Below are 25144 nucleotides of genomic sequence, written 5' to 3' on the forward strand. Positions count from 1 at the left end.
ATCGCCACCGCGCTTGACCTGATTTCACCCGGGTATTATACCGCAATCAGAATATCACCCGGGTGAAATAGGATCACGTCATGCAAGCCCAGGACAGGAGGGCGGCCATCGCCGACTACAAGAAGCGGGAAAACGAGCCCGGCATCTACGCCCTGCGCTGCTCCGCATCGCCCGGCACCGTGTGGGTGGGGTCCACGCCGACGCTGGACACCATCCAGAACCGGCTGTGGTTCAGCCTGCGCCACGGCGGCCACACCCACCGGGGCCTGCAAACCGCCTGGATCGCCCACGGGGCCGACGCCTTCACCTTCGAGGTGTTGGAACGGCTGGAGCCGGAGGAAAACGCCTACCTCGCCCGCGCCCAACTGAAGGACCGCGCCACCCACTGGCGGAGGGCGCTGAAGGCGGAAGCGATTTAACTCAGCCCGGCCGCTTGGGGATATCCAGCCCGCGCTGCACCGCCGGGCGCGCCAAGCCGCGTTCCAGCCAGGCGGGAACGTTCTTAAGGCTGGCGTAGTCGACCAGCTCGCCGGCGCCGTAGAAGCCCACCAGGTTGCGCACCCAGCCCAGGCAGGCGATGTCGGCGATGGTGTACTCCTCGCCCATGATCCAGGGGCGGTCGGCCAAGCGGCTCTCCAGCACACCCAGCAGGCGCTTGGATTCGTCGGCGTAGCGCTTCAGGGGGCGCTTGTCCTCATAGTCCTTGCCGGCGAATTTGTGGAAGAAGCCCACCTGGCCGAACATAGGACCGATGGCCGCCATCTGGAAGAACACCCATTGCAGGGTCTCATAGCGGGCGGTCGCGCCGGCGGGCAGGAACTTGCCCGTCTTTTCCGCCAGATAGACCAGGATGGCGCCGGACTCGAACAGGGCGATGGGCGTGCCCTCCGGCCCGTTGGGGTCGATGATGGCCGGGATCTTGCCGTTAGGGTTCAGCGACAGGAATTCCGGCGTCCAGCTCTCGTTCTGCATGATGTTGACGAGATGCGGCTCATAGGGCAGCCCCGTCTCTTCCAGCATGATGGAGACCTTCACGCCATTGGGCGTGGGCAGCCCATAGAGCTGGATGCGGTCGGGATGCTGGGCCGGCCAGCGGCGGGTGATGGGGAAGGCGGACAGGTCGGTCATCGGGGCTTCTCATCAGTCGGCTCGGGGTGCGGCATTGAACCGCCAATCCGCCCCCGCTTCAACGCCCTCGCTTCAACGAGCGCGGTCACAACGCGAAAGAAAAGGGCGGCCACCCGCGACCGCCCTTTCCCATGAACTTGGATGCCGGCCTTACTTGGCCTGCACCACCTCCACCACCTTGGCGTCGGGCTCGCTCCAGCCCTTGGCGCCGGTGTGGCCCAGGCTGTGGCTGGCCTCGGTCCAGGTGAGCTCGGTGACGCTGCCGCCGCCCTGCTCATAGGCGTAGGTGAAGCCGTCGTCCTGGAACAGGGTGAAGCGGCCATCGGCGCCCGGATAGACCTTCACCTTCGCGATGGTCTGCTTCTGATGCGTGTTCTCGATGGGGGAACCCAGGGGCAGGATGGACCCGGCCTTCACGAACACCGGGATGCGGTCGATGGGGGCGGCCACCGTCACCGTCTGGCCACCGGTGTAGCGCTTGTCCGTCCAGAAGTCGTACCAGTCGCTGCCTGCCGGCAAGTACACCTGCTTGGTCGTCGCCCCCTGCTCCGTCACCGGGGCCACCAGCAGGGCGGGGCCGAACATGTATTCGTCCCGCATGTCGATCACGGCCGGGTCGTTGGGGAAGTCCAGCGGCAGGGCCCGCAGGAAGGGCGCGCCCGTCTTATAGGTCTTGTAGCCCAGGGAATAGATGTACGGGATCAGCTGGTAGCGCAGCTTCACGTACTTTTCCAAAATCGCCTGGGCGTCGGGCCCGTAGGACCAGATCTCGTTGGCCGGGCGGCTGCCGTGGGTGCGCAGCACCGGCAGGAAGGTCGCGTACTGGAACCAGCGGGTGTACAGCTCGGGATAGTCGTCATAGCCGCCGACCACGCCGCGCGCCGGCGTCGGGTCCAGCAGCGGCGCCTTGGCGGGCTTGTGCTCCTCCGGCAGGTACTGCCAGCCGCCCGTGTCGTTGCTCCAGTAGGTAATACCAGACGCGGCGAAGTCCAGGCCGGTGGGCACCTGGCGCTTGAACGCGTCCCAGGTGGGGGTGATGTCGGACGACCAGACGATGGCGCCGTTGCGCTGCACGCCCAGATAGGCGTCGCGCGACAGGATGACGGTGCGCTTGTCCTTGAAGTCGCGGCGGAAGCCGTCATACAGCGCGCTGGTGTGGAACAGCGGGTAGACGTTGAAGTACTTCGTGCCCGGACCGATGTGGTAGTAGCTGCCGTTGGGCGGCAAATCCGGCTCCGTCTCATCCGACCACAGGCTGTCGAAGCCCTGGCTCAGGATGTTGTCGCGGATGGTGTTCCAGTACCACTTGGCGGCGTCGGGGTTGGTGGTGTCGATGTCCGACCCGGCCTTGTCATAGGGCAGGCCGTTGGTGGGGGTGCCGTCGGCCTGGCTCAGGAACCAGCCGTTCTTCTTCAACAGGTCGTAGTAGCGGCCGTCGGACGTGAAGCGCGGCCACACGCTGATCATGGTCTCGAAACCCATGTCGTGCAGCTGCTTGTTCATCGCCTTGGGGTTCGGCCACAGCTCCGGCACGAAATCGAACTGGCCCATGATGGTGTAGTAGAACCAGTCCACCACCAGCACGTCGGCCGGGATGTGCCGCTCACGATAGCCCTTGGCCACGTCCAGCACCTCCTGCTGGGAGCGGTAGCGCTGCTTGGACTGGATGTAGCCGTAGGCGGACTTGGGCAGCAGGGGGGTGGCGCCGGTCAGCTGGCGGTAGCCGGCGTAGATCTCGTCCGGCGTCTTGCCCGCGATGACGAAGAAGGAGACGCGGTCGCCCACCTCGGACGTCCAGCGGGTGACCTCGTTGAAGCCCGGCTCGATGGTTGTCTTGGAGGGGTTGTCCCACAGCAGGCCGTAGCCGTAGTTGGTGATCATGAAGGGCACGCAGGTGCTCTGCCCGCCCGAGGCGTTGTAGTCGTTCCAGCAACGCACCACGTGGCCGCGGTGGTCCAGGAAGCCCTCCTGGTTCTGGCCCAGCCCGTAATAGTGCTCGTCCGCCGGGGAGGCGAAGGTGCCGTTCACGGTGTAGAACGGGTCATCCGTAGGGCGGCGGTCGTGCAGCAGCTGGCTGTTGCCGTCCTTGAAATTGGGCACGCCCATGGACCAGCCGGTGAAGTCCAGGATGGTCTTGCCCGCCGCGTCCTTGAACAGGATGTGGGCGCCGTTGGTGGTGCCGCCGAAATAGCGGCTGATGTCCACGGCGGTCCGCTGCGGCGGCACGGCGTGCGGCGGCGGGTGCCAGCCGACGATGGTGGCCGACATCTGGCCGGACTTCAGCACGGTGTCGCCGCGCTCATCCTGGCCTTGCGTCCAGCCGGCGGTGTTGGCGCCGGGGATGATGCCGTAGCCGGGACCCGCCAGGGCGGCGTCCTTCTTCAGGCTGAGGGTGACGCGCACGATGTTGGGGCCGTAGGGCTCCAGCACCAGGGTCTGTTCCTGGGTCTTGTTGGATTGGTCCACCACCACCGGGGCGGTCACGCCGCTGTCGGCCGCCAGGGTCGGCGCCGGCAGGGCCCCTGCCGCCACGCCGAGGCTGGTGGCCAGCGCCAGGGCCCCGTATCCGCGCGCCCAGCGATTCCGCATGGATTTCGGTGTGGCGCCCCGCATGGGCTGCCCCTGCGTCTTCATGGTCGATATTCCCCCTGGAGAATTCTTATAAATCATATGATAGCGGTACCATCTACCGGCGACGGGCCGGGGTCAACCCGAAAACGCCCCACCCGGCATGGCCCATCGTTCCGAAACGGCAACAGTCCGTGCCGCCCGGGGGCCTATCGCGCGGGCCCGCCGGCGCTTAGATATCGGATGGTTGGTCGCGCGCCGATGCCGCGCCTTGATGTTATTCGCCCCGGAAGGACCGGTCGATGAGCCCGCTGAAGACCCTGGAACGCCTGCACGCGGCCTATCGCGACGACATCGCGGACCTGACGACGCGCCGCCCCCTGCCGGGCCCGGCCCTGCCGCAGCTGAGCCCCTTCCTGTTCCTGAACCACCACGGGCCGCAAACCTATGGGCCCGGCAACAACGGCCTGCCCTTCGGTCCCCACCCCCACCGGGGCTTCGAGACGGTGACCTTCATCCTGGAGGGGGAGCTGACGCACGCCGACAGCGCCGGCCATGAAAGTGTTATCAGGGCTGGCGGCGTGCAATGGATGACGGCCGGGCGCGGCGTGGTGCATTCGGAGCTGTCGCCGGCGGAGTTCCGCCGCAAGGGTGGGCCCCTGGAGATCCTGCAGCTGTGGGTGAACCTGCCGGCCCGGCTGAAGTTCGCCCAGCCGGGCTATACCGGCCTGCAGCGCGACGCCATCCCGGCGCTGCCCACGCCGGACGGGCGCGGCACCGTCAACCTCATCGCCGGCACCTGGAATGGCGTGACAGGTCCCGTCACCTCGTTGACCGGCGTGTTCATGAGCACGGTCAGCTTGGCCGCCGGCGCCACCGTGCGCTTCGACGGTGCCGCCGGGCGCAACGTCTTCCTCTACGTCGTGCGTGGCGCGATCGCCGTGGGCGGTGGGGCCGTCCCCTTCCATCACCTGGCGGAACTGAGCCTGGAAGGCGACACGGTCGAGATCACGGCGCGAGAGGATGCGGTGCTGCTGTTCGGCCATGGCGAGCCCATCGCCGAACCGGTGGTGGCCCATGGCCCCTTCGTCATGAACACCCGTGAGGAGATCATCGCGGCCATCCGCGACTATCAGGCGGGATTGTTTGAGTAGTTGGGATCAGGCCGGCCGGTGGGGGTTGTGAAAGATCGCCTCCACCGACAGCCCGAACAGCGCGGCGATGCGATAGGCCAGGTCCAGCGACGGATCGTGCTTTTCCGTCTCCAGCGCGTTGACCGCCTGGCGGGAGACGCCCAGCCGCTCACCCAGGTCGCTCTGGGTCCAGCCACGCTCGGCCCGCAGCACTTTCAGGGTGTTCCGCATCAGCGCGTCGTCCGGATGAAGGGGGAGACCAGGCAGAAGGCTATCCAGAAGATGGCATAGACCATGAAACCCGGCAGGTGTTCCACCTGCGCGAAGGTTTCCAGGAAGCCCCAGGCGCTGGCGATGATGAAGGCCAGGCAGGCGGCGATGATGAAGCGCCTGGCCAGCAACGCCCGCATGAACTCATCCACCTGGGCCATCAGCCGCAGCGTCGCCCACAGCTGCACGGCGATGCAGCCCACCGGCACCAGGATCGCCCCCCACAGCAAGGGCCCATGCAGTTGGGGCTGGCCCCAGCTGATGGCCTTGATGGACAGGACGTAAAGGACCGCGGTGATGATCGAGGTGAGGATGTAGCGCCGCGAGGCGGGCGGGAAGAGAACGGCGACGGACATGATGTCATGATCTCCTGACGTTTTGTCAGGTAAACATGACTCAATGTCGATGTCAGGTCAACCTGACTTTTATGCGCGATTCGCTCCGTAGGCGCCCTTTCCCCGAGTTGCGGCCCGGCACATCCGGCACATGAACGGGAATCCACGCCTTTCGGATAGACCCACCCGCTAAGGAAGCCTTAAGGAAGCCGCTCTAGTATCACGCATACCAGGCGGGACAAGACTCAGGCTTTCCCTTGGGACGGCCGTGCTAGACTAAATAACCCGCCCGGTTTTGAACCGTGAACCGTTGCCGTCCCAGTATCCACCCCGATTCCGGCCCTACGGCCAGCCACAGGAATTCGCCCCGGCATGACCCGCGACGATGAACGCCTGCCCCGTGACCGCCGCCGCGGCGCCATGCCGCGCGCGGTGGTGGCCGGCGCCTTCCTGGCGCTGGTGGCGATGACGGCCCTCCCGCAAGCGGCCATGGCGGGCGAGGGCGGCGGCGGTCAGAAGTCGGAAGATCCGGAGGTGCTGCGCAAGATCAAGATGAGCCCCATGCTGCTGCCGGGGAAGGACCGCTTCTCCTACGTCCGGCTGCAGGTGATGCTGGTCGTGCGCATGAGCAAGCATCTGAACGAGGACGTGGACCTGGTCACCAACCTCAAGCCCCGCATCAATGGCGAACTGACCGAGGCGCTGACCGTCGACCACCTGACCCATAACCGCCTGAACACCGCCGACGTCCAGGCCCTGAAGGGCCGCATCATGGAAGTGGCCAACGAGGCCGTGGGCAAGCGCCTGGTGGATGAGGTCCTGATTGTCAGCCTGCTGGTCGGCTGATTGAATTCCGGGCGCCCGAGCCTTGCGCGCCCCGGGGCTGTGCAACCGGCCCAAACCTGCTATAACCCGCCCCGGCGTCTCCGTAGCTCAGCAGGATAGAGCACAGGATTCCTAATCCTGGGGCCGTGGGTTCGAATCCCGCCGGGGACACCATTTCCCCTTTTCCCAATTGAACCCCGCTGTCGCTCCATCCTGCACCAATCCGGTGGAGTCCGTCAGGTTCAGCGGATCATTGCTGACATAGGCATAGAGATTAGCGCCGGCCGAGTATCCCGCCGGGTCCGCCTGCAGGAAGCGCCCCAGCGTGGGGGAATACGCACGCGCCCGGTAGTCGTAGAGCCCGGAGGGTTGGGCGGTGCTTCCCCCCGTCTCGGGGTCGAGGCGCTGGCCGGTGTAGCGGAAGGTGGCGCCGGCATAGCCGGCGGGGTTCTCGCCGAAAGCCAGGTAGCCGACCTTGGCCAGCGCGCCGGTGCTGGAGTCCAGCGTGCCTTGCTCGCCAGGTGGTTCAGCGTGTCGTAGGTGTAGGTGAGCGTGTCGCCCTTGCGGGTCTTGCGCGTCAGCCGGTTGCCGTCGGCGTCGTAGGTGTAGGCCTCGGTGGTGCCGTTGGGCCAGGTCATCGACGACAGCCGGTCGACGTCGTCATAGGCGTTGCCGGTGGTGTTGCCGGTGGTGTTGCCGGTGGTGTTGCCGGTGGCGTCGGTCAGGCTGGCCTGGAGACCGTCCGGCGTGTAGGCGTACCGCACCAGGGGCGTGGCGGAGATCGCCGGATTGCCGACGCTGACCTGCAGGCCCAGCGCGTCATAGGTGCTGGTGTGGCGTTATTGCTTTCGTGCTCGCCAATCTAAAGATTCAATCCGCTGAACACGGTAAGACAAATTAATATTAAATGATCTTCGCCGTGAAATCAGCACATACAAAGGTTAATAGTCCATGCTCGTTTTCTATTACTCCGTAATTCACCCCTTCCTGTTGGGTTCCCACGAGCGATCGAATGTCGATTACGTAACGGAGAAGTCCATCAAAGGATCCTATTTTAAGGCTGCGGACATGGGTAAAATCGAGATGCAAGCGGTGCGCATTTGGGGTAGAGGACGACGATAGAATCATCGTTAGATCCAATCCGTGCCAATCGCTAGGATTGACGCATTGCGTTATATGAAGGCTTTCTAGAAAGCCACAGTCCATTGGGTGAAGCGCGTAATAGGCTTCAACTTTAGCGTCTGGCTCAGTCATCCTTAGTTCCCTCCTGGAAATTCACCAGGGATATGACTCCCACTTTCAAATGGCTGCATGCCGGGCCCCCATACATAGGTATGGTAGTGCACATCCGGAATGTTAGCTCTCGGATTTCCCGCATTATAGTCGGTACGTCCAATCAACCTACCATATTGATCGTAATGTGCATTCCACGGTTCAACACGGCCCACATCATTAATATATTGGCCATTTAGGTTATCCGTGCCTGGCGTAACTTGAAGCGGTGCCTTACCTGCTAAATAGTTACCAGGCGGTTCATCAGATCCGCCCCCGCCAGTTCCCCCGCCTTGATTCTGATTTTGCGAGTTACCGCCATTGGTAGGCGCCGCCATCATCAATGTGCCGGTGACCATAGCACCACCAGCAACAGCAGTTTCGCCAGTCAGCGCGGCCCCGCCTCCAGCGGTTGCTACGACGGCTCCGCAAGGCTCGACTATAACACAGGCAATGGCAGCGCCACCGGCGAGAACCGCGCCCCCGACCTTCAGTGGATTATTGGCAATCACATTTCCGGCGTTGCCGATCCATGATCCGCTGGAACCATCCGGCGTCAGGCCGTATGGATCAATCAGGTTCAGCGGATCATTATTGACATAGGCGTAGAGATTGGCCCCGGCCGAGTATCCCGCCGGGTCCGGCTGCAGGAAGCGCCCCAGCGTGGGCGAGTACGCCCGCGCCCGGTAGTGGTAGAGGCCCGAGGGTTGCGACGCGCTACCACCGGTCTCGGGGTCGAGGCGCTGGCCGGTGTAGCGGAAGGTGGCGCCGGCGTAGGCGGCAGGGTTCTCGCCGAAAGCCAGGTAGCCGACCTTGCAGAAGATATTCGCCGGCCGATCGGCCCGCGCAAGGAGCCTCCAACCGCCACCCGCAAACGGCCCGCAGGATCAATGGCTTATCGCAAAAGCGCCATCCGGGCGCCTCCGCCTGGTGCCACTCTGGCACCACAAAAAACAGTGTGCAGACAACCACTTAGCCATCAACGGATGGCGCGAACACGGTTCGCTTTATCTTGCCATCACTAAACCGCCCGCCGATCCTATCCCCGACTACAACCACCCGCGCCGACTCCGATTGCACTCCGGGCGCGCAACTCGTCATTTCGCAACCCCCAAGGCAGCGCGCTTCGTTTCGGTTCTCAAGCGCTCGAACTCACCTGCCGGCAGGTCTTTGACCGTTTCTGGAATGATCTCTGCAACCCATCCCTCGATCCACGCTCCATGCCGCAAGACGCCTTCGCATCGCGTCTCCTCATCGTAAAGTATGACCCGAGATCCACGCTCAAGCTTCTTCTCAAGCGCGTCCGGATTCATCCTCCCGAGATTGATCGCAACCGCCTGACCACCATCAGGAAGACGTTCGCGTGCGTTGTAATCGACGTACAAAGCTAGCATGGCTAAGTCACTGACCGATCACCGAGAGATTCTTCCCAGGCCCGAGATTGCGATATGGGTTCGGCATCTTTCCCGCAAAGGCGCCACTGAGCGCTTGCGCCTGCACGTCAGGTAGCGGATTCGGAACCACGACGGTCGAATGTAACGGGTCATTCGGCTGAGCCGTGGGAGCGACCTGAACCCCCATTCCCGTGAGCGTATTCGTCGTCGTGTAGCTGATTGTCCCGTTGGGATATTGCGCATATTTCGCGAGCTGATCCAGGGTCAAACCAGGAGCCGACGTGACCGAAAAGCCGGTTAGTGGCGCGTAACCTCTGACTGGACCAGTGCCTTGCTGAAGATTTTGCGGCGTCGCCAAGCCTCCACGAATTACATACTGATTGCCACAGTTAGGAGGATCACACGTGTCATTCGCTACGGTTGACGAGGGATAAAGCAGCACAGCCGCGGCAGCGGTAACGGCAGCCGCGGCTGTGCCAACTCCGACCGCCGCCCCCTCCGCCACGGTTTCGGCGGCCGCACCGGCCGGAGCGAGGAAGCCGAGCAATCCTCCACCACCCCCGCCGCATCCCCGCGGGTTGTCACAGAGCCCAAGCGGGTCGGTCAGATTGAGCGGATCATTCTCCACATAGGCATAGAGATTGGCGCCGGCCGAGTATCCCGCCGGGTCCGCCTGTAGGAAGCGCCCCAGCGTGGGCGAGTACGCCCGGGCGCGGTAGTCGTAGAGGCCGGAGGGTTGCGACGCGCTGCCGCCGGTCTCAGGATCAAGGCGCTGGCCGGTGTAGCGGAAGGTGGCGCCGGCGTAGGCGGCGGGGTTCTCGCCGAAAGCCAGGTAGCCGACCTTGGCCAGCGCGCCCGTGCCGGAGTTGAGCGTGCCGATGAGGGAGCCCTGGATGTCCGGGATCATCGTGGCGCGGGTGCCCGCCGCCGCGTTCATCTGCGCCAGCACCTCGTTGGCGCCCAGGCCGTAGGCGTACCAGGTGGCGGTGGCGCCGCCGGCGCCGGCATACTCCAGCACCTCGCGGCCGTCGGCGTCGGTGAGGTAGACGGTGGTCGTGCCGTTCACCGTCTTGGACTTGCGTCGGCCCTGGGCGTCGTAGGCGTAGGCGGCCGTCACCCCGCCGCCCGTGACGGAGACCAGCCGGTTCTCCGCGTCATAACCATAGGTGAAGGTGCCGTCGCCCGTCAGGTTGCCGTTGCCGTCATAGGTGGGGGTGACCGTCCCTACCTGGCCGTACTGGTTGAGGGCGTTGGGGGTGTAGGTGGTGGTGCCGGCCGTGGCGGGCTGCAGCAGCCAAGTGCTGTCGCTGACGTTCTGGCCGATGCGCCGGTTGGTGGCGTCGTAGCTGTGGGCGAAGGTGACGGAGCTGGGGCTGGGGGCCGCCTGCGCCGGCGCCGGGCTGAAGCCCACCGTCAGCGGACGGTTCAGCGGGTCATAGGTTTTGGTCGTGACATAGCTCGCCGCCGTCGTGGGCAGGGCCAGGGCGGCGCTGGTGTCCGACACTCCCACCAGCCGGCCGCCGGGGTCGTAGGCGTAGGTCACCGTCGCCTCGCCCGGCGCCGCCTTGGACGCCACGTGATTCAGCGTGTCGTAGGTGTAGGTGAGGGTGTCACCCTTGCGGGTCTTGCGCGTCAGCCGGTTGCCGTCGGCGTCGTAGGTGTAGGCCTCGGTGGTGGCGTTGGGCCAGGTCATGGACGCCAGGCGGTCGAAACCGTCATAGGCGTTGCCGGTGGTGTTGCCATTGGCGTCGGTCAGGCTGGCCTGGAGGCCGTCCGGCGTGTAGGCGAAGCGCACCAGGGGCGTGGCGGAGATCGCTGGGTTGCTGACGCTGACCTGCCGGCCCAGCGCGTCATAGCCGTAGGCCGTGACCCGGCGCAGCGGATCGGTCACGGTCGACAGCCGGTCGGCGGCGTCGTAGGCGTAGGTCGTGACGTTGCCGTTCGGGTCGGTCGTGGTCGCGGTCTTGCCGGTGGGCGTGTAGGTGGCGCTGGTGGTCCGCGACAGGCCGGCCGACGATTGCTGGGTCCGCAGCAGGTGCCCGTCAGGGTCGTAGGTGTAGGCGGTGACGAGGACCTGTGCCGCCGCAGGCCCGGTCACGGTGGCCAGCCGGCGGTCGGCATCATAGGTGCTGATGGTGACGTTGCCGTTCGGGTCCGTGACCGAGGCCATGTCGCCCAGGGCGCTGTAGGTGTAGGCGGTGGCTTGGTGCAGCCCGGCCACGTCGCGCACGACCGAGATCTGGTTGCCGGCGCCGTCGTAGCCGTAGGCGGTGACCGTACCCAGCGGGTCGGTCGCCGTCAGCACCTGGCCGTAGGCGTTGTAGGTGAAGCTGGACCTGGCGTTGTAATGCCCGGCGCCGCCGGCGTCGGCGATGCTGGTTAGCAGGTTCCCGGTGGCGGGATCGTACGCCATGGTCGCGACCAGCCCCAACGGATCGGTGACGCTGGTCGGCTTGTTCCAGGTGCTATCGTAGTCATAGCGGGTGACCAGCGGCGCCAGTGGGGAGCCCGGCTTCGCGGTCTGCGTGACCGAGGCCAGGTTGTTGGCCCACGGATTGACCGTGGCGGCATAGGCGTAGGACGTGCTCCCCCGCTCGGGCAGCGTCGTCTGGACCAGCCGGTCGAGGCCGTCATACTGGCTGGCGGTCACGTTGACCACGCCATTGCATTGCGTGTCTACATTTTCACGTAAGTAGGGGTGGCCAATTAATTACCGTAAATTCTGCTGGTTATAAGCGAGAGTTATTGCGTGCCTTATGCAGCCTACGATGTTTTGATTGATGGAAAGGTTTTTTGATTCTATCAAATATTGACAATCGCGCAATGACCTATCTGCCAATTCCCAGTCCCCCATTTCTAGGGCGGTAAACCCTATTAAATATAACCTTTTAAACGATCCTTCTTTCCCTATATTCCATATTCCAGTTCCTCCCATATTATCTTTTTCATGCTGAAGACATTCTAATAAATTACTGATATCATCATTTGACTGAAAAAATTTCAATACTTTATCAGATATTGCGGATTTCATATCATCAAGCACGGCAACATTTTCTTTATTCTGATCTACGAACCAAATGTTTTTTGCATTTTTCACTTCTTTTTGTTCTATTTTTCTCTCTATTCCGAATCTAATGGTGCAATCTAAGTGACGTGGCTGCGCTGTGCTATCCCGGCCACAATGAAATTTGGAACGTTCCATTGATGGCACGAATGGCAGAAAGCAACCTACCCCTAGTGTAATTGAGCCGTAGGGTAGTGCCCATTTGTGACAAAGTGCCTTACGTATCAGTTCAATATCGATCACGTCGATTTTTGTATTCGTGACTCGACGCGCAGTTCTTCCGAACCACGTAAAACCAGCATCATGTAGTTGATGTTTCAGACCAGCGGATAGCCAATGTGGAACTCCGGATATCAAGCTCATCTATTTACCATAAGTTGAGGAGATTGCATTTGAAGCGCTGCCGATCAAACCGCCTGTTATGGCTGCTTGCCCAGGAGTCAGTGCATAAACGCCTTGATCGGTGACTCCCGGTAGGAAGCGTTGGACAACTGAGCCGTTTTCGAGAAGATCCTGGATCGCCGACACATCAGTATTTGGCCGCGTAAAAACTTGGACGGGATCCAGACCTTCGATATTTGAGAATTTACTATAAGCAGATAACTGTTTCGCATCTCGCGCCCCGATTGCGGCGACATTCTTTGCTTCTTGGAAGCCTGTATCTCCAACTATATCCGGGAAGAGTGTTGTTCCGTTAATCTTAACTCCAACTTTTTGAGTTGCACCAATAGCATCTTCGCCCAGTGCGCCAAGGTAGCGAGCTTTGGCAATGCCCGTTCCTGCTTCAGCTAGCTGATATGCGGTTTTGAGTTTGGACGCGATTCCCGCCCCCACAGCCCCCAATGCCGCATCTGCCAAGGCATTTTGCCATGTGTAATTTTGCCCGGTAACCAAAGAGAGGCCATATCCGATAGCGACGCTACTGACTGCGCCGATACAAGCTGGGCAATTTCCGCTCGGGTCAGTCAGGTTCAGCGGATCATTATCAGTATACGCATAGAGATTGGCGCCGGCCGAGTATCCCGCCGGGTCCGCCTGCAGGAAGCGCCCCAGCGTGGGCGAGTAGGCGCGCGCCCGGTAGTCGTAGAGCCCGGAGGGTTGGGCGGTGCTTCCCCGCGTCTCGGGGTCGAGGCGCTGGCCGGTGTAGCGGAAGGTGGCGCCGGCGTAGGCGGCGGGGTTCTCGCCGAAAGCCAGGTAGCCGACCTTGGTGAGGGCGCCGGTGCCGGAGTCCAGCGTGCCGATGAGGGAGCCCTGGATGTCCGGGATCATCGTGGCGCGGGTGCCCGCCGCCGCGTTCATCTGCGCCAGCACCTCGTTGGCGCCCTGGCCGTAGGCGTACCAGGTGGCGGTGACGCCACCGGCGCCGGCATACTCCAGCACCTCGCGGCCGTCGGCGTCGGTGAGGTAGACGGTGGTCGTGCCGTTCACCGTCTTGGACTTGCGCCGGCCCTGGGCGTCGTAGGCGTAGGCGGCCGTCACCCCGCCGCCCGTGACCGAGACCAGCCGGTTCTCCGCGTCATAGCCGTAGGTGAAGGTGCCGTCGCCCGTCAGGCTGCCGTTGCCGTCATAGCTGGGCGTGACCGCCCCCACCTGGCCGTACTGGTTGAGGGCGTTGGGGGTGTAGGTCGTGGTGCCGGCCGTGGCGGGCTGCAGCAACCAGCTGCTGTCGCTGACGCTCTGGCCGATGCGCCGGTTGGTGGCGTCGTAGCTGTGGGCGAAGGTGACGGAGCTGGGGCTGGGCGCGGCCTGCGCCGGGGCCGGGCTGTAGCCCACCGCCAGGGGCCGGTTCAGCGGGTCGTAGGTCCGGGTGGTGACGTAGCTGGCGCCGGTCGTCGGCGGGGCCAGGGCGGCGCCGGTGTCCGACACCCCCACCAGCCGGCCGCCGGGGTCGTAGGCGTAGGTCACCGTCGCCTCGCCCGGGGCGGCCTTGCTCGCCAGGTGGTTCAGCGTGTCGTAGGTGTAGGTGAGCGTGTCGCCCTTGCGGGTCTTGCGCGTCAGCCGGTTGCCGTCGGCGTCGTAGGTGTAGGCCTCGGTGGTGCCGTTGGGCCAGGTCATCGACGACAGCCGGTCGACGCCGTCATAGGCGTTGCCGGTGGTGTTGCCGGTGGCGTCGGTCAGGCTGGCCTGGAGACCGTCCGGCGTGTAGGCGTACCGCACCAGGGGCGTGGCGGAGATCGCCGGATTGCCGACGCTGACCTGCCGGCCCAGCGCGTCATAACCATAGGCCGTGACCCGGCGCAGCGGATCGGTTACGGCAGACAGCCAGCCGGTCGGCAACGTCTTTCAGCAAAGCAAACCGGACTGAGTTTCAGCTCTGTGTTGCACCGTTGAAAGAATGTTCTTCGGCCATGGCGGGTCTTGCATTATGCTCAAGAATGCGACGTCTTCCTCCTCCGTTCGCGCTTCCCTCTCCAAAAGCGGATGTGTCTTTATGACATTGGCGATCGCTCTGTCATAGGCAGTCACTCCGATTTCATCGATTGCAAATGCGCTTAACGAGTTTAGCGCATAACCCATTGCCTCCTTCAAATGGGCATCCTGTCCGTCAACAAGTAAACCGGCAATATCTGCGGCAACAAGAGCTGCATTTATGGCGAAAGAGGCTTCTTGATAGCCAAAATCTTCACTGTCTGGCGTTGCATCAAGAATATCTTCTCGGATTTTCGCCCAAGAAATTCCCTCTGACTTACTCGCTAAATATGCCCAGTATTCACTGCGCGATTTTTCGAATACGGATAAATCACGTCCTTCCGAAAGGCAAAAGGAGCGCAAATCAGGTACCATTCTCTCATATAGAAGCGTTAGAAAGGCTACCTTCTTGCCAACGGAGAACGAAAGAAGTCTTCTGGCAGTATCTTTCGATATAAGATTCATCATCTGTTCATTGCTTCAACGGAGTTAACGGAGCGATCCCCTGTTCGCTAAGATAATTCGCACAACTAGGACAAATCGGACGACTGGCAGCGACCCCAGTTGGGGTTAACCCAAGAGACTGCGCCCCTTCAACTCCAGTCACCTCAGCATGCCCGATGCCGCTAACACCAACCTCACCTTCCTGTAGCAGATTTATGACTGATTGTTCCAATGTCTTCGAGCTCGAACTAATCACCCGCACACCTTCCTTAGTCTCGGTTACGGCGAGCGTCACAAATCTCTCACGTTGAATTTGACTTAATCCATTTTCAGCCAGTTGAGCAACACGTTCTGCGGCAGTCAGCCCCTCCACCACCGTACCAGCCGTCTGAGCCGCGCCGAACAGCCTCGCTGCAGCCGCCCCCGCAACCAACTCTTGCCCGTATCCGTAAACAAGCCCTGCCGCGGCACCGACAACGATGCCTGCCCGGTTGGCGGCGGTGCCCGAGTTCCAGAGACCCACGGCGCTGACGTCATACGCCTGCGTGGTGAAATTGAACCCCGCAGATGCCCCGTCCTGCACCAATCCGGTGGGGTCCGTCAGGTTCAGCGGGTCGTTGCTGACATAGGCGTAGAGATTGGCGCCGGCCGAGTATCCCGCCGGGTCCGGCTGCAGGAAGCGCCCCAGCGTGGGCGAGTAAGCCCGCGCCCGGTAGTCGTAGAGGCCGGAGGGTTGCGACGCGCTACCACCGGTCTCGGGGTCGAGGCGCTGGCCGGTGTAGCGGAAGGTGGCGCCGGCGTAGGCGGCGGGGTTCTCGCCGAAGGCGAGGTAGCCGACCTTGGTGAGGGCGCCGGTGCCGGAGTTGAGCGTGCCGATGAGGGAGCCCTGGATGTCCGGGATCATCGTGGCGCGGGTGCCCGCCGCCGCGTTCATCTGCGCCAGCACTTCGTTGGCGCCCAGGCCGTAGGCGTACCAGGCGGCCGTGGCGCCGCCGGCGCCGGCATACTCCACCACCTCGCGGCCGTCGGCGTCGGTGAGGTAGACGGTGGTCGTGCCGTTCACCGTCTTGGACTTGCGCCGGCCCTGGGCGTCGTAGGCGTAGGCGGCCGTCACCCCGCCGCCCGTGACCGAGACCAGCCGGTTCTCCGCGTCATAACCATAGGTGAAGGTGCCGTCGCCCGTCAGGCTGCCGTTGCCGTCATAGCTGGGCGTGACCGCCCCCACCTGGCCGTACTGGTTGAGGGCGTTGGGGGTGTAGGTCGTGGTGCCGGCCGTGGCGGGCTGCAGCAGCCAGCTGCTGTCGCTGACGCTCTGGCCGATGCGCCGGTTGGTGGCGTCGTAGCTGTGGGCGAAGGTGACGGAGCTGGGGCTGGGCGCGGCCTGCGCCGGCGCCGGGCTGAAGCCCACCGTCAGCGGACGGTTCAGCGGGTCGTAGGTCCGGGTGGTGACGTAGCTGGCGCCGGTCGTCGGCAAGGCCAGGGCGGCGCTGGTGTCCGACACCCCCACCAGCCGGCCGCCGGGGTCGTAGGCGTAGGTCACCGTCGCCTCGCCCGGGGCGGCCTTGCTCGCCAGGTGGTTCAGCGTGTCGTAGGTGTAGGTGAGCGTGTCGCCCTTGCGGGTCTTGCGCGTCAGCCGGTTGCCGTCGGCGTCGTAGGTGTAGGCCTCGGTGGTGCCGTTGGGCCAGGTCATCGACGACAGCCGGTCGACGCCGTCATAGGCGTTGCCGGTGGTGTTGCCGGTGGCGTCGGTCAGGCTGGCCTGGAGACCGTCCGGCGTGTAGGCGTACCGCACCAGGGGCGTGGCGGAGATCGCCGGATTGCCGACGCTGACCTGCCGGCCCAGCGCGTCATAACCATAGACCGTGATCCGCAGCAGCGGATCGGTCACGGCCGACAGCCGGTCGTCGACGTCGTAGGCGTAGGTGGTGACGTTGCCATTGGCGTCGGTCGTGGTCGCGGTCTTGCCGGTGGGTGTGTAGGTGGCGCTGGTGGTCCGCGACAGGCCGGCCGACGATTGCTGCGTCCGCAGCAGGTGCCCGTCAGGGTCGTAGGTGTAGGCGGTGACGAGGACCTGGGCGGCGGCGGGCCCGGTCACGGTGGCCAGCCGGCGATCGGCATCATAGGTGCTGGTGGTGACGTTGCCGTTCGGGTCCGTGACCGACACCACGTCGCCCAGGGCGCTGTGGGTGTAGGCGGTGGCTTGGTGCAGCCCGGCCACGTCGCGCACGACCGAGATCTGGTTGCCGGCGCCATCATAGCCGTAGGCGGTGACCACGCCCAGCGGGTCGGTCGCGGTCAGCACCTGGCCGTAGGCGTTGTAGGTATAACTGGATCTGGCGTTGTAATGCCCGGTGCCGCCGGCATCGGCGATGCTGGCCAGCAGGTTCCCGGTGGCGCGATCGTAGGCCATGGTCGCGACCAACCCCAGCGGATCGGTGACGCTGGTCGGTTTGTTCCAGGTGCCGTCGTAGTCATAGCGGGTGACCAGCGGCGCCAGCGGGGAGCCGGGCTTCGCGGGCCGCGTGACCGAGGCCAGGTTGTTGGCCCACGGATTGACCGTGGCGGCATAGGCGTAGGACGTGCTCCCCCGCTCGGGCAGCGTCGTCTGGACCAGCCGGTCGAGGCCGTCATACTGGCTGGCGGTCACGTTGACCACGCCATTGCATTGCGCGGTGTCGGAAAAGACGTTCTGGGCGGTGTTGAGACCCTGGCCGGGGCAGGTGGAAAGCGCGCCGCCGTCCAGCACCCAATCGTCCTTGACCGTCCGGCCGCGGTCGGTCTGGTAGGTCACATGCCGGTTGCCCAGCGCGTCGACGATCTCACTGCGCGAACTGGCGAAGTAGAGATTGGAGACATGGCCGCTGGCGTCGGCCTGCTGCCCCACCCGCCCCAGCGCGTCATACCAGTTGGTCACGAACGCGCCCGGATTGAACGGATAGAAGATCTGGGTCAGGCGGCCCAGCGTGTCGTAGGTGCCGGAGCTGTCGTAGGCGAAGCGCGTCGTGTTACCCAGCGGATCGGTGGCCGCCATCAGGTTGTGGTTGGCGTCATAGCCGTAGGTGGCGCTGCGCCCGGTCTCATCGGTCACCGCCGAGACATCGTCCCCGGCATAGGACAGGGTGAGGCTGCGCCCCAGGGTGTTGGCAACGGTGGCGAGACGGGATCCGGAATAGCCCAGGTTGACGGCCATGCCGTTGGGGAACGTCCAGCTTTGCAGCGCGCCAGCGGGACTGGGGCCGAAGCTCAGCACCTGGCCGTCCTTGGTCTGGTAGGTGAATTGACCGGCGGCCACCTGGTTGAACCGGACCGACGAGGCCGGGGGTGGGATGTAGGAGATGGCGGTCGCACCGTCCGCGTGGGGCAGGGCGACAAATTCCTCGGTGGTGTTCGGTTGGGTCACCATCACCACATTGCCGTCCAACTGGTCGGTGTACCAATGTGCCACCATCGACGAGATGGTCATGGTCTGCGCCGTCGGCGTCACCGACAGCAGGTCCTGCATGACATAGAGGGCGGCGGCGGTGTTGGCGGCATTGACGGCCGGGGTGTCGCTGGGCCCCAGCGCGATATAGGGATCGCTTTGGACCTGCGCCGTGATGGCGTAACTGTGCCTCCAGGCGTTGCCCATCCCGGTGTCCGCGCCCGGGGTGGTGAGCCAACTGCCCGCAGCCGACTGGTAGGTGCGTGAGAAGGGCAACGCGTAGGGAAAATTCCCGCCGCCGGTCACCAGATCGGTGTGGTCGTAAAGGTAGGCGCCGGTCACGCCGTCGACCGGCTCCGCCACCACCGGATTGGAGGGCGAGGGGATGGTGTTGACCAGCGAAATGGTCGTGCCAGTGTTCGCGGCCTGGGGGATCGTGACCGCCGTGTTGTTGGGCGAGTTCGCGTCCGCCTGCCCAAAGAAGCCGCCCGACATGCCGCCCGTGATGATTTGGCCGACCACGAGGTCGCCGCCGGCAAGGGGGGCGATTGTCGTGAAACCGCCACCGGTCCATAGGCCGATAGCCAATTTCCCGTTCGAAGGAATCAGGATTTGTTGCCCACCGTTCACCGCGGCGGTGATCTGGGAAAGGTCGCTCGCGTTATATTGGCCGGTAATCGCCGGCAGGATCGTATTGGTGTAGGTGTTTTGCCCGGAGGTCGTCGTCCCGTCCGCGAAATAGGTGGTGTTGAGCGCCCCGGGATAGGCTGAGTTCATGTTGGAATCGACGATCTTGATCGTTGATGCGGCCGTCGCACCGATGACCGGTGCCTGGGTTTGCTCCAGAACACCGGACTTTAGCGAGGAGCTGGCCTCCTCCAGTGCCAAGAAAGCGGAAGCGATAGCGACGGGATAGGTATTGCCGCCTATCGCTATCGTTGGGCCACCGCTGTTCTGAGGTGTGACCCTATAGCGGTTGAGCGGCAGATCAACGTAGGGGGCACTGTTCGACGAACCTTGGATGGCGCTTTGCCCAGTAATCCCCACCGCGAACAGGTATTGCGTGGTCGTCAGCGCCAACCGGTCGATGACCTGCTGCGTGCTCGAGTTCTCAGCGATCCAGCCATAGCCAATGGCGGCCAGGTTTTCCCCCATGACAGGCTCGGAGCCGACGCTGTTTCCCGCCGCTTGGGCTTGCAGCAGCAATTGCCGATGATAGTCGACCATGCCGCGCCCGGCCTGTCCGATACCAAGACTGATCACATAGGATCCTCCGGCGGCGACAGTCAGGGTCTTACAGCCGGTGACCCCGGTCGCGCAGCCGGATGACGAGGGCTGGCCAACCGACGTGACGGCCACCGGGATCGACCATTGAGTCCCTGGTGCGACGGCCGGGCCGACATTCGTGCACGTGCCGGCGCCAACGCAGCCAGGCGCCGCGCCGTCGATCAATAACGTCGGATAGTAGTTTGAGCCGCTTGGAGTCGAGAACACCGTAATGCGGTGTCCATAGACCTCGTCGGTATAGAGGACGATGGCCTGGGAAGACGATGCCCCCGGCATGGTGATCGAGATGGTCGCCCGACATGCGACCGCCGGGGTCACAGCCGGGCAAGTGGCGGGGAAGGCATTGGACGGTGTTAAACTCGGATATTGCGTCCGAATGGGGGAACCCGCCAGAGCGATGATCGACGAACCGCCGATGATGTTGCCAACCGACCATGTCCGATTTTGTTGATTGATGTAAGAAACGAGATTGGCGGCATATTTGGACAAATCGGCGCGAAGGCTGGAGTGATTGACGTTAGAAATCGCGCTGCTTGTGATCGTTCCTCCCGCATCGTTCAGGAACTGCGTCCGATCGTACCCGAGGGCCGAAGCCAAGGTCGGAGCCCCCTGGCCCGACCAGAAGGCCGTCGTTATTGCATGCGCTTTAAGAGATGGATTAAAATAATACCAAGTGCTGTTAAGCTTTATTGCCGCAACAAACCAAACAACATCTATTGATGTTAGGGACCCATCCGAGCCAACAACGGCATTCGCCCAAGGTATCCCGCCGCCGTTCAGCAGGCCCTCTATCGCCGCTGCGTCATTCTTGACATTGAGGAGATTCGAAAGCTGCGACCCGGATATCGCCTGTATCAGTCCTTCGATAAATCCGGTTTGCGAGGTCGAATATCCAGCGGCGTTGAAAAGCGAGACGAGAAGGATGGCCTGGTCCGCATCGTTGCCCCGGCGATCCAGAAGCGTGCCAAGCGCGCCCTTGTTGCTGCCGAAAAGCGGCTCGAATTCTATATTATTGTATACCCACTCGAAGATAAGGTCGGGGTCGCACTTGAGCGCGTAGGCCAGTGCCGCGATGGGGTTGGGCTGGCCGCTACCGGCCGCGCATACCCCAGGCGTTTGGGCGCCGGCCAACAACGATGTGGGCTCCGCCGTCCGGCCTATTTTGCTCTGCGTCTCCCCCTTGGCCGGCGCAGGGCTCGCTGTTCCCGTGCCTGACTGAGGCAGCTGGATCGCCAGCCGAGGGGCGTCGCGTGCTATGGCAACCGCCGACGGCTTCGGATTGACTGTTATCATGGTGCCGAAGGGCGGCGGGTCGGACGATCCGGGGGCGTCAGCGGCAGCCGCGTTCAGGCAGAGGAGGAGGGGCGCGACTGCAAGCGCCTTGATAAAGCGAAACATCGCCACTCCCGATCAATGTGCCGCCGGCTTCGTGTTCTTCAACGCGGCGATCTCGGTTTTCAGCGCTTCTATTTCCGCTTGCTGTTCTTGAATGGCCCGAACCAGCAGCGGCGTCAGTCGCCCATAATCGACACCCCAAGGCTGAACCGCTGGGTTGTCCCCGCCAACACTCACCGCCTGAGGGTATATTTTGTAAAGATCCTGAGCGATGACTCCCTGAGTGGGTGTTTTTTTGGGATCATTCAGGTAATTATAGTCGTCGATCTCTATTTTATTGATAATATCAAGACCGTGACTTGTGGGACGGATATTTTCTTTCAGGCGGCGGTCAGAAGTCGTATTATATGAAGTGCCGGAGCTTGTTGTTGCAATTGTACCGATCACGCTCCCCGCCGCGTTGAAAAATACCAGGGGAAATGGTAGGGCATCGGAGCTTTGTTTCCACGCTGAGCCGTAATTGTGGCCGCCTGCTCCGTATCCACTAATGATAAGGCTAGCCCCTCCCGTCGCCGTAGCACCCGTAATATTAAGTGCGCCGCTCATAGTGACACTGCCCATAAACGACGGATTATTGATCGGCGCGAAGCAGGTTGTGACGCTGGTGAAGTTACTATTTATCGCATTGGCATCCGCCGTCTGCCCGTTGGTGAACGTGTAAGGGAAATTTGGACACGCGGCATAGGACGGCACGGCGAAGAGTGCCGACAAAACAAGTCCGCAGAAAACTCCCTTGAGCATCCTGTTCTCCTTCAGCTGAACCGGATATCCGGCGGCTCCAACGATTGCTAAAATAGGATTGATGGCGTCTGTCCATTGCCAGGAAGAACGTGGGTGGGACGGCAGTCAGCATCCTCCCGGGACGTTTTGAGACCATTGCCCCGCGCCCCAAGTGACAGGATTGCTGTGCGCTGACGTGTTGAGGCAAAGCGGCTGCGTGTTGACGTTGACGGTCTGCTGCGTCCGGTTCCCGTTGGCATCATAGAAGTAGTACACGATAGCGCCGGTATCGTAGTTAACAGACGTCACGCGACCCAAAAAGTCATAGGTATATGTGGCCGATCCGTTTGCCGCAACGGCTGTACATTTGATAAAAGCAATGGAAAATGCCAAAACAATAAGGAGTGATATTGATAACTTTCTGAGCAAGGTCCATTGCATTACGGAATTTTCCCTTTTGTTTAGCAATTATTGCGCCTCAAGCCTGAACGCCGCAGCGCTTAATTAAAATTAAGTGTAGGCCGTACGGCAGCATAACTCAACAAGGTTTTCTACTTTAACGTGTTTATATTGACCCGGCAGCTATCCGGACCTGTGTTTTACAATACCGAGTTGGCTGCCCCTTGCTTGGCGCCACTGACCAATGTGATCTGCGACGTCCGTCCGCAATGTCCCCTCGCCCCTATGGACGAAAGCGAAAGCCCACCGACGACGCCCCTTTCGCTCACGGCAGCTTGCCTTTGTCACTTGTGGCCCGATGGCCAGGGGACCGTCCTGGCCCTGGAGGACGAGAGGGCGTCAGCCAGAGCCGCGACGTCACCGGCGAGCCACCAGCTACCCGCTACCGCGCGATCTGCTTGAGGCCGAGGGTCATCCCTGAAGGCACAGGAGTTCAGCCCGCCGTCGCTTAGGGCCGAGGCCGCCTCGCCTATCACCCTTGCGGATACCGTCTGTGATACACGCGGTCTATCCGCGGTGACTGGCGGCTCAGCCAGATCAATCCCCTTGGGGGTTGGTTGGCGTTGGCACCCGCCGGGGACACCATTTCCCCCGCCCCCATAAATCGATGCTCAGGCGGATGCCCGTCACCATGATGGCGTCGCCCTCATTGCTTGAGGGGAGCAAGCACCGAAGGCGGCAGCGCCACCAGTGATGCGAGATGCGCCATTTCCTGACGCTGTTCTTGGTTTAACAGCAGTTCCATATCAGAGATCGTGTCTATCAACTCTTCGAAGGCGATACCGAATTCGTTGTGGTCGATATAGTCCCGTATGGATTCTCGACGAATGTCGGGCAGACCGGCGATCGACATCATCAAGGAACCCAGGCGTTCCTCCAGGATTCCCCACAGCGCTAAAAAGTCCGTCGTCGCCATCCATCCTCCCCCACCTACAAAAAGGGGCGGAGACTTCTCCCCGCCCCTTCGGCTCTTTAAGCGCTCGCCCTCACTTCAAATTATCGATCGTCACCCCGGGCAGGGTGTCCGCCGGCGTGAAACCGAAGATGCGGCCGTAGAAGTACAGCTCCGCCTCCTGCGACCGGATGATGCTGTCGGCCTTGCGAAAGCCGTGCTGCTCGCCCTCGAACTCGATGTAGGCGACGGGCACCCCCTTGGCCTTCAGCGCGTTGACGATGCTACGCGACTGCGCCGGCGGCACCACCGCGTCCTCCGCCCCCTGGAAGGTGATCAGCGGGGCGGAAAAGCCGTCCAGGTGGTGCAGGGGGCTGCGGGCGTCGTAGACGGCCTTGCCCGCCGGGTAGGGGGCCACCAGGCTGTCCAGGTAGCGGCTTTCGAACTTGTGGGTGTCCTTGGCCAGGGATTCCATGTCCGACACGCCGTAGTAATTGGCGCCGGCCTTGAACACCTTGGTCAGCGCCAGGGCCGCCAGGGTGGTGTAGCCGCCGGCGCTGCCGCCCCGGATGGCGGCGCGATTGGCATCGGCCAGACCGGCCTTGTCCAGGTAGGCCACCACGGCGGTGGCGTCCTGCACGTCGGTGATGCCCCAGTTGCCGCGCAGGCGGTTGCGATAGGCGCGGCCGTAGCCGGTGCTGCCGCCGTAGTTCACATCCACCACGGCAAAGCCGCGGCTGGTCCAGTACTGCACGCTCATGTCCATCGAGGGCTTGGCCGCGCTGGTGGGGCCGCCGTGAACCTTGACCAGCAGGGGCGGCTTCTCCCCCGTCGGGGCCTGGAAGGCGGGGTTGGTGGGGGCATAATAGAAGGCGTGGGCAGTGCGCGCCTGGCCATCCGGGCCGGGCGCGGTGGGGAATTCGATGGGCCGGGCGCGCGACACCAGGCCGGCCTCCAGGCCTTCCGGCGCCGGGCGGCGCAGCACAGCGTGGGTGCCGGTCGCCAGGTTGACGGTCACCACCGCCGGGGTGGCGTCGGCGAAGCTGGCGATCATGACCGCCTGGTCAGGCCCCAGCAGCCGCACGCCGGTGATGCCGACGAAAGGCAGGTCCAGGTCATGCGCCTTGCCCGTCTTCAGCTCGATGACGGCCAGCCTGTCCAGGCCCTGGCTGCTGTAGCGCGCCACCGCTTGGCCCTTCCCGGTCAGGGCATAGGTGGTCAGGCCCAGGTTCCACAGGGGGCCGCCGAATTCCGCCGCCTTGGCCACGACGGGGCGGGTGGCGCCGTCGTGCCAGGCGTACAGGTTCCACCAATCGCTGCGGTCGGAGATGAAATAGAGGGTGCCGTCGGCATCCCACTGCGGTTCCAGCACCGATTCGTCATGGCCGCCGGCCACCGCCGTTGGGCTGCCCAGACCCTGGGGGGTGATGTCGGCCACATAGAGCGTGGTGGTATCCCAGGGCATGTTGGGATGGGACCAGGCGATCCAGGCCAGGCGCTTGCCATCGGGGCTGGGGCGCGGATACGCCACGAAATCGGTGCCACCGAACAGCACGGTGCCGGCATCGCCCGGCTGGTCCACCGCCAGGCTGACGATGGCGTTCTTGGCCTCACCCTTTTCACTATGATCCTCGCGGACGCAATAGAGGTGGCCGGGCGCGCCCGCCACGCAGTCGGCGTAGCGGTAGCCCTCCGGCGTCAGCGGCAGCGGCGCGCCGCCCGCCTCGGGGACGGTGTACAGGCGCTGGTCGGCGAAGTTGCTGAAGTACAAGCGGCCGCCGGCCAGACCACCGCCAACGGCCAGCAGGGCGCCGCCGCCATATTCATGGACGCGGGTGCGGGCGTTGACCTCCGGCCCCGTCAGCTCACGGATGCCGCCGGCGCCATCGGGCGTCACCACGGCGTAGCGGCCCTTCTCGGCCGGGCGGCTTTCCAGCCAATAGGGCACGCCGCCGTCCACCATCAGGTCGCCCAGGCGGATCTCGCTGCCGGCCAGGCGGGCGGCGGTGATGGGCGAGGCCCAGGTGCCGTAAGCGGCGGTCTTCTTCTCGGCGGCGATCGCGTCCGTCATGCCAGTCACCAGTCCCATCAGCAGCGCCGCCATCGCGGCCCGTCTCAGCCCCATGCC

The 25144-nt window shown here is 63.3% G+C and carries 19 protein-coding genes and 1 tRNA gene; 4 read left to right on the forward strand and 16 right to left on the reverse strand.

Features of this window, described 5'->3' with window-relative positions; genetic code table 11:
- The first annotated feature begins 80 nt into the window (after positions 1–80).
- The gene (locus tag UAA55_RS29300) at positions 81–419 is read left to right on the forward strand and encodes a GIY-YIG nuclease family protein (protein ID WP_322957264.1); all 339 of its coding nucleotides are present in this window, start codon (positions 81–83) and stop codon (positions 417–419) included.
- A 1-nt stretch (position 420) separates the two neighbouring features.
- Here UAA55_RS29300 and UAA55_RS29305 read toward each other — a convergent pair whose 3' ends face one another.
- Complete coding sequence (locus tag UAA55_RS29305; RefSeq protein ID WP_322957267.1) at positions 421–1128, reverse strand: glutathione S-transferase N-terminal domain-containing protein; 708 nt, start codon at positions 1126–1128, stop codon at positions 421–423.
- A gap of 150 nt (positions 1129–1278) precedes the next feature.
- Entirely contained in the window at positions 1279–3762 is a 2484-nt protein-coding gene (locus UAA55_RS29310) for a glycoside hydrolase family 31 protein (protein ID WP_322957268.1), read from the reverse strand.
- Between the two features lie 236 nt (positions 3763–3998).
- Here UAA55_RS29310 and UAA55_RS29315 point away from each other — a divergent pair, with 236 nt between their 5' ends.
- Positions 3999–4850 (forward strand): pirin family protein, encoded by an 852-nt coding sequence (locus tag UAA55_RS29315; protein ID WP_322957270.1) that lies wholly within the window; start codon positions 3999–4001, stop codon positions 4848–4850.
- Between the two features lie 6 nt (positions 4851–4856).
- Here UAA55_RS29315 and UAA55_RS29320 read toward each other — a convergent pair whose 3' ends face one another.
- Together UAA55_RS29320 and UAA55_RS29325 are read right to left on the reverse strand one after the other, a co-directional pair.
- Positions 4857–5060, reverse strand: a complete 204-nt coding sequence (locus UAA55_RS29320; protein ID WP_322957271.1) for a helix-turn-helix transcriptional regulator — start codon at positions 5058–5060, stop codon at positions 4857–4859.
- A complete protein-coding gene (locus UAA55_RS29325) occupies positions 5060–5455 on the reverse strand; it encodes a hypothetical protein (RefSeq protein ID WP_322957272.1) in 396 nt (131 codons plus the stop codon). The genes UAA55_RS29320 and UAA55_RS29325 overlap by 1 nt, the downstream gene beginning before the upstream one ends.
- Before the next feature lie 351 nt (positions 5456–5806).
- Between UAA55_RS29325 and UAA55_RS29330 the strand changes: the two genes are divergently transcribed.
- The gene (locus UAA55_RS29330) at positions 5807–6280 is read left to right on the forward strand and encodes a hypothetical protein (protein ID WP_322957274.1); all 474 of its coding nucleotides are present in this window, start codon (positions 5807–5809) and stop codon (positions 6278–6280) included.
- A gap of 76 nt (positions 6281–6356) precedes the next feature.
- Positions 6357–6433: transfer RNA gene (locus UAA55_RS29335), tRNA-Arg, on the forward strand.
- Here UAA55_RS29335 and UAA55_RS31445 read toward each other — a convergent pair.
- The 12 genes from UAA55_RS31445 to UAA55_RS29385 all read right to left on the reverse strand — a co-directional run bounded on the left by UAA55_RS31445 (position 6392) and on the right by UAA55_RS29385 (position 25141).
- Positions 6392–6892: an RHS repeat-associated core domain-containing protein gene (locus UAA55_RS31445; protein WP_416235253.1), complete on the reverse strand. Its 501-nt coding sequence runs from the start codon at positions 6890–6892 to the stop codon at positions 6392–6394. The two genes, UAA55_RS29335 and UAA55_RS31445, sit on opposite strands and share 42 nt — an antisense overlap.
- A 623-nt stretch (positions 6893–7515) precedes the next feature.
- Positions 7516–8355: an RHS repeat-associated core domain-containing protein gene (locus tag UAA55_RS31450; protein WP_416235254.1), complete on the reverse strand. Its 840-nt coding sequence runs from the start codon at positions 8353–8355 to the stop codon at positions 7516–7518.
- 273 nt (positions 8356–8628) lie between these two features.
- Positions 8629–8925: a hypothetical protein gene (locus UAA55_RS29340; protein WP_322957275.1), complete on the reverse strand. Its 297-nt coding sequence runs from the start codon at positions 8923–8925 to the stop codon at positions 8629–8631.
- 7 nt (positions 8926–8932) lie between these two features.
- Positions 8933–11584, reverse strand: a complete 2652-nt coding sequence (locus tag UAA55_RS29345) for an RHS repeat-associated core domain-containing protein (RefSeq protein ID WP_322957277.1) — start codon at positions 11582–11584, stop codon at positions 8933–8935.
- 51 nt (positions 11585–11635) lie between these two features.
- Complete coding sequence (locus UAA55_RS29350) at positions 11636–12352, reverse strand: hypothetical protein (protein WP_322957279.1); 717 nt, start codon at positions 12350–12352, stop codon at positions 11636–11638.
- Entirely contained in the window at positions 12353–14266 is a 1914-nt protein-coding gene (locus tag UAA55_RS29355) for an RHS repeat-associated core domain-containing protein (RefSeq protein WP_322957280.1), read from the reverse strand.
- 6 nt (positions 14267–14272) lie between these two features.
- Entirely contained in the window at positions 14273–14866 is a 594-nt protein-coding gene (locus UAA55_RS29360) for a DUF416 family protein (RefSeq protein ID WP_322957282.1), read from the reverse strand.
- Between the two features lie 4 nt (positions 14867–14870).
- Entirely contained in the window at positions 14871–19526 is a 4656-nt protein-coding gene (locus UAA55_RS29365) for an RHS repeat-associated core domain-containing protein (protein ID WP_322957284.1), read from the reverse strand.
- A 1434-nt stretch (positions 19527–20960) separates the two neighbouring features.
- Positions 20961–21686, reverse strand: a complete 726-nt coding sequence (locus tag UAA55_RS29370) for a tail fiber domain-containing protein (RefSeq protein WP_322957286.1) — start codon at positions 21684–21686, stop codon at positions 20961–20963.
- Positions 21687–21791: 105 nt separating this feature from the next.
- Complete coding sequence (locus UAA55_RS29375; protein WP_322957288.1) at positions 21792–22106, reverse strand: RHS repeat domain-containing protein; 315 nt, start codon at positions 22104–22106, stop codon at positions 21792–21794.
- Between the two features lie 664 nt (positions 22107–22770).
- Positions 22771–23040, reverse strand: coding sequence for a MafI family immunity protein (locus tag UAA55_RS29380; protein WP_322957291.1), 270 nt, complete (start codon positions 23038–23040; stop codon positions 22771–22773).
- Between the two features lie 70 nt (positions 23041–23110).
- The gene (locus tag UAA55_RS29385) at positions 23111–25141 is read right to left on the reverse strand and encodes a S9 family peptidase (RefSeq protein ID WP_322957293.1); all 2031 of its coding nucleotides are present in this window, start codon (positions 25139–25141) and stop codon (positions 23111–23113) included.
- Positions 25142–25144 lie beyond the last annotated feature (3 nt).

It is taken from the genome of Nitrospirillum guanabarense, from assembly GCF_034653355.1.
GTDB lineage: Bacteria > Pseudomonadota > Alphaproteobacteria > Azospirillales > Azospirillaceae > Nitrospirillum.

What these genes read in the sequence shown, in the direction of transcription:
- UAA55_RS29380 (WP_322957291.1), bottom strand. Translation starts at nt 23,040, where the DNA reads ATGGCGACGACGGACTTTTTAGCGCTGTGGGGAATCCTGGAGGAACGC.
- UAA55_RS29310 (WP_322957268.1), bottom strand. Translation starts at nt 3,762, where the DNA reads ATGAAGACGCAGGGGCAGCCCATGCGGGGCGCCACACCGAAATCCATG.
- UAA55_RS29350 (WP_322957279.1), bottom strand. Translation starts at nt 12,352, where the DNA reads ATGAGCTTGATATCCGGAGTTCCACATTGGCTATCCGCTGGTCTGAAA.
- UAA55_RS29370 (WP_322957286.1), bottom strand. Translation starts at nt 21,686, where the DNA reads ATGCTCAAGGGAGTTTTCTGCGGACTTGTTTTGTCGGCACTCTTCGCC.
- UAA55_RS29325 (WP_322957272.1), bottom strand. Translation starts at nt 5,455, where the DNA reads ATGTCCGTCGCCGTTCTCTTCCCGCCCGCCTCGCGGCGCTACATCCTC.
- UAA55_RS29320 (WP_322957271.1), bottom strand. Translation starts at nt 5,060, where the DNA reads ATGCGGAACACCCTGAAAGTGCTGCGGGCCGAGCGTGGCTGGACCCAG.
- UAA55_RS29315 (WP_322957270.1), top strand. Translation starts at nt 3,999, where the DNA reads ATGAGCCCGCTGAAGACCCTGGAACGCCTGCACGCGGCCTATCGCGAC.
- UAA55_RS29385 (WP_322957293.1), bottom strand. Translation starts at nt 25,141, where the DNA reads ATGGGGCTGAGACGGGCCGCGATGGCGGCGCTGCTGATGGGACTGGTG.
- UAA55_RS29330 (WP_322957274.1), top strand. Translation starts at nt 5,807, where the DNA reads ATGACCCGCGACGATGAACGCCTGCCCCGTGACCGCCGCCGCGGCGCC.
- UAA55_RS29305 (WP_322957267.1), bottom strand. Translation starts at nt 1,128, where the DNA reads ATGACCGACCTGTCCGCCTTCCCCATCACCCGCCGCTGGCCGGCCCAG.
- UAA55_RS29340 (WP_322957275.1), bottom strand. Translation starts at nt 8,925, where the DNA reads ATGCTAGCTTTGTACGTCGATTACAACGCACGCGAACGTCTTCCTGAT.
- UAA55_RS29360 (WP_322957282.1), bottom strand. Translation starts at nt 14,866, where the DNA reads ATGATGAATCTTATATCGAAAGATACTGCCAGAAGACTTCTTTCGTTC.
- UAA55_RS29300 (WP_322957264.1), top strand. Translation starts at nt 81, where the DNA reads ATGCAAGCCCAGGACAGGAGGGCGGCCATCGCCGACTACAAGAAGCGG.
- UAA55_RS29375 (WP_322957288.1), bottom strand. Translation starts at nt 22,106, where the DNA reads ATGCAATGGACCTTGCTCAGAAAGTTATCAATATCACTCCTTATTGTT.